Origin of the sequence: Vibrio genomosp. F10 str. 9ZD137 (assembly GCF_049974785.1) — a bacterium.
In the GTDB taxonomy this organism is placed as follows: Bacteria; Pseudomonadota; Gammaproteobacteria; order Enterobacterales; family Vibrionaceae; genus Vibrio.
In genome coordinates, this window is record NZ_JBNGCJ010000277.1 from 1 (window position 1) to 3646 (window position 3646).

At 44.5% G+C, this 3646-nt stretch carries 3 protein-coding genes; 2 read left to right on the forward strand and 1 reads right to left on the reverse strand.

The features are described 5' to 3' along the window. Positions 1-459, forward strand: a 459-nt coding sequence (locus tag ACP45E_RS04745) for a homocysteine S-methyltransferase family protein (protein WP_141707225.1), incomplete at its 5' end; no start/stop codon positions are given. Positions 460-470: 11 nt separating this feature from the next. On the opposite strand, the gene ACP45E_RS04750 is transcribed toward ACP45E_RS04745, so the two are convergent. Beyond that, positions 471-3065, reverse strand: a complete 2595-nt coding sequence (locus ACP45E_RS04750) for a DUF294 nucleotidyltransferase-like domain-containing protein (RefSeq protein ID WP_017038881.1) — start codon at positions 3063-3065, stop codon at positions 471-473. 371 nt (positions 3066-3436) lie between these two features. Between ACP45E_RS04750 and ACP45E_RS04755 the strand changes: the two genes are divergently transcribed. Next, a partial coding sequence (locus ACP45E_RS04755; RefSeq protein WP_141707226.1) for a DUF3360 family protein occupies positions 3437-3646 on the forward strand: 210 nt, incomplete at its 3' end.

The window sequence follows — 3646 nt, forward strand, 5'->3', positions numbered from 1 at the left end:
TTCCTACTTGTAAGTGACTTGCTCGCGCAATCGGATAAACCGGTTTATTACGCCTTTACCCTAAAAGATGACTTAGACGATTCTTCAAAATTGCGCTCAGGGGAAAGCGTTGAACAAGTCATGACGTCCGTCTGTCAATCTAATGCTCAAGCCGTATTGTTCAACTGCTCACGACCAGAAGTCATGAATGAAGCGATACAGGTCAGCAAGCGAGTACTTAATGAGCATGGAAAAGAAGCGCAATTGGGGGCTTACGCGAATGGCTTTACCCCTATTCAGGATGATCACCTGGCCAATGACGGTTTATCGGCCATTCGTGATGACCTTTCACCCGTGCAATATTTGGAGTTTGTAAAACAATGGCTTGGTTCAGGTGCTTCTATCATTGGCGGCTGTTGCGGTATCCACCCAGAGCACATACAAACCCTTGATCACTTCAGACAGACAAGGTTGCGTTAAAGGTTATTGGCTCATAAATAATCACGCGTCACTTTATCGTGAAACAAAGAGATCCGGCTCAGTACATTCTTCAAATTATCTTTTTCAAGAGCCGTCAGATCATTGATCGCTAGCACATCGTTCACTTTGCGTAAGTCGGTGTATTCGACCAACTGATTCATGAACCGCAATTGCCAAATATGATCGAAAATATAAATCATTTCGCGGCAGGTTTCAGCGTCCAATTCCTTGTAAAACAGCATGCTTTTAAGTCGCGTCATGGTATTCACGGCCCGAATATCATGCTTAAGTGCGTAGATCCGACAAAAGATCTCCATCGGACGTAAACAATCTTTTAAATTCAGTGATTCCTTACCCTCGTAGGATTCTGTCTCGATTTCCTGAGCAGCATTTAGAGGGCGTTCATAAGACAAACAGTGTTTCGCATAAATAGGGAAGAACTCTGGATGCTTGTTGAGCACATGTTGAATATGAGATTGAATACCATCCACTAGCCCTTCACTGCCGTACGTTGAGCGGATATCAAAAAATACGTTCAGTTCAAGAATGGATTCTGGAGAGGCTTGCGTAATCCATCGACTAAAATTGTCGTTCCACTCTTTTTGACTCAAGCACCATTGATGATTCGAGGCCATGATGAATCCATCGCAATAGCTGTAACCTGCATGGTTGAGCATGCCACAAACCTTTTCTGCTAGATGGAGAAAATAGCGCCGAATGGATTTCAAATCCGCATCGTCTGGGGTTTCAAAAACAATCGCGTTGTCTTGATCGGAAAACAGCGTCATATCATGTCGAGCATTACTGCCAAATGAAATGAAGGAAAACGGAACCGGTGGTGAACCAATATCGTCTATGGTTAGCTCAATAAAGCGGCATATTGCTGCATCATAAGTGCTGCCAATGAGGCGACGAAGATAATCAGGCCGAGAGCCCACTTCTATCATCTCTCGAATAAGGTCGGGGAGTTGGTTAAGAGACTCAACCACTTGTCCATGACTGATCCCCTGTTCGATTTCCGACACTATATTACTGCTCACTTTTTGGTAATCGGTAATTTGGTTTACCGGACCAAAACTGGTGCCATAGATTTTACGGACAATCGGTCTAAATGAGATCACGTGACCCAATTTTTCAGACAGAAATATCTTAGACGTACTCAGCAAAATATCGATAGGCTTGCCACTTTTGGTCAATATCTGCGCTTCGTATTCCCCAGGCTCGGCCACGTCATTAAAAAGCTGCAGTAAGTGTTGCAATACGTCGGTATTTTGAGGGCTAGCAGAAAAGAGTTTTTTCCAGATAGAATGCGCTCTTAGCTCGGTATCGGTATAGCCAAGCAGTTGATGAAGACGAGTGTTTGAAAAGACGATATGCCCATCGGCTTCCAGAATGTAGCCTTCGTTTGACGATTCAACCAGCGCACGATAGCGATCTTTGGCTTCATACAACGCCAATTCCGCTCTCCTTTTTCTCACATCCATGGCTTTAGACTGAGAAATGACGTACCCCATGATACCGATAAGCCCCAAGGTAATGACCAAAAACACCCGATACAGCGTACTTTCCAGCTTTTGAATATCCTGTTGAACGTCTTCCAGATAAACACCCGTACCTATCACCCACTGCCACTGCTCTACCCCTTCAACATAAGTCATCTTAGGCGCTGTGATATCTGGATCATCATGCCACTGCCACTGGTATTCGATGAACCCCTGCTGAGAAGCGTTCACCAATTTGGTCATCTCAACAAACACCGATGTGATACCCGCGCTTTCTTGCTCTGACAACGTCGATTTATCGTTGGCTGTGGCGCTGTCTGAATAGTGGGTTAAATCTTGCCCTTTTAGGTCACTGCGATATGGGTGCATGATCATTCTAGGATGCATGTCTGTGATGAAAAAATAGTCTTTGTTATCGGTGCCATAGCGCATGGTTTTGATGTCAGCCGCGGCCCGATTTTGCGCCTCCTCAAGCGTGAGTACCCCTTGTTGCTCAAGGGCAACATAACTATCGACAATACTCACCGCCGATGACGTAAGCTCTTGCAACATCTGGCGTTTTTGATTCATCAACGAATGTTCGACTAAAGGAAGAATCACGTAAAAAATAGACGTCACAAACAGAACAATCGCCGCAACGGTGGGGAGGACAATGCGAAAATTAAATTTGCTAAGCGGTTGGGAATGATCGTCTTTTGATGCGCGTAGCCCCTCAAAGTAGTCGGCGAACTCGGTGGTATCCAAAACCTCGTTCAACGCGCCTGAATGGGTCGCTTCATGGTATTTTGCGGTAAAGGTACCATTTTGAAAATCCGCTCTTGAAGGCAAATACCCTTCGTAGTCATCTCGGATATGGGTTTCAAACACATTTTTAATTTGGGCATGGGTGTATTTGTCACCAAACGCCAAGCACGCCTCTGCTAGTGCTTCTTTACAGTGGCGGAATCGGCGATGATCGTACGGGTCAAAATCGACATTTTCCGCCATTCGGTGCGAGTGTTCAACACCGTTGTGGTCAAAAAAACCGTCGATCCACTGGTGTATATCTTCACCACGAATACCAAAAAGTTGCTCAGTACGAGCTGCATGATCCGATGTTTTCATTTATTCACCACCAACTGCTAGTCTAAAAATGCTTACATTCAAGAATAAAACTGTGCACTAGTTAACATGCCCGCCTAAAAGTTACACTTTAAACCAATCTTCGTTTCTTAAACTAATCCAAATCAATTTGTGGAATGAAACATCCACCTAGTATTGCCTTGACGAATAAATGGTATTCATTCGAGAAGGCTTTGGCCCTCTCATTTTCACCACAGAGTAAAGCCAACCACTGTTCGTCCTCTTAATTTACACCATTAAGGAGCAAGGTAGCGTCTGGGATGTCGCCTCGTACTAACCGAAGGTTGGTATACCTGCATAAGTGACGTGCGGTCGGAATTGGCAAGCCTCAATTCCCAATAAGGATATACATTATGTCTAAGAAAAATAAGACATTTTATAGAGATATGCGTCGTAAGGCGAAAGAATTTAAAAGCCGTGAAGATTTTCTAAATCACGACTTAAGTATCATGAGTTTCAAACGCTGGGGGATACATCTTCCTTCGCGTGATTACAGTATCGAGATAGAAGATTGGGTGCCAGCACTCGCGGCCACCATAGGTAAGGTCGTGATGGTCACGGCC

What these genes read in the sequence shown, in the direction of transcription:
- ACP45E_RS04750 (WP_017038881.1), bottom strand. Translation starts at nt 3,065, where the DNA reads ATGAAAACATCGGATCATGCAGCTCGTACTGAGCAACTTTTTGGTATT.